This window comes from Mesorhizobium sp. M0598, assembly GCF_040320865.1.
GTDB lineage: Bacteria > Pseudomonadota > Alphaproteobacteria > Rhizobiales > Rhizobiaceae > Mesorhizobium.
Genome location: NZ_JAMYQL010000120.1, coordinates 1 through 690 on the forward strand (window position 1 = coordinate 1; position 690 = coordinate 690).

The 690-nt window shown below is 60.6% G+C and carries 1 protein-coding gene; it reads right to left on the reverse strand.

Annotation, left to right across the window (positions count from 1 at the left end; all coding sequences use genetic code 11):
• Positions 1-690: ABC transporter substrate-binding protein (locus NKI59_RS35005; RefSeq protein WP_352709080.1), on the reverse strand; the 690-nt coding region annotated here is incomplete at both ends.

Below are 690 nucleotides of genomic sequence, written 5' to 3' on the forward strand. Positions count from 1 at the left end.
CCGTATAGCCCTTGGCGGCATCGCCCGCGGGGATCACATCCTCTTCCGAATTCGACCAGACATTGCCGACGATGTGATCGGCCGGGAAGCCGGTCTTCTGCGCGGTCTTGAGCGCAACCGGGTTCATCACGCCCCAGCCGCGCAGCACCACATAGTCGGGATGCTCGCGACGGATCGTCAGCCACTGGGCCTGCTGCTCGTTGCCTGGATGCGGAACCTCGATCTGCGACAGCTCGAAGCCGTATTTCTGCGACAGCAGCTCATAGATCGGAATCGTCTCCTTGCCATAGGGCGAGCCGTGATAGAGCACGACGATCTTCTTGCCCTTGAGCTTGTCGAGGCCACCTTCCTTGGAGGCGATATAGTTCACGATGCCCGAGGTCTCGCTGTAGGGATTGAGCAGCAGCGGGAAGACGTAAGGGAACACGCGTCCGTCCGTGGTGTCGGTGCGGCCGTGGTTGATGGTGATCAGCGGCACCTTGTCATCGGTGATGCGGTCGATCATGGCATAGGCGATACCGACCGAAAGCGGGTTCCAGGCGGCGATGCCGGGATTGCTCTTCAATCGTTCATAGACCTCGACGCCTTTCTCGACCTCATACTGCGTCTCGCCCTCGCTCCAGGTCAGCTTGACGCCGTTGACGCCGCCGTCGCGGATGTTGATCAGGTTGAGATAGTCGATGAAGCCGC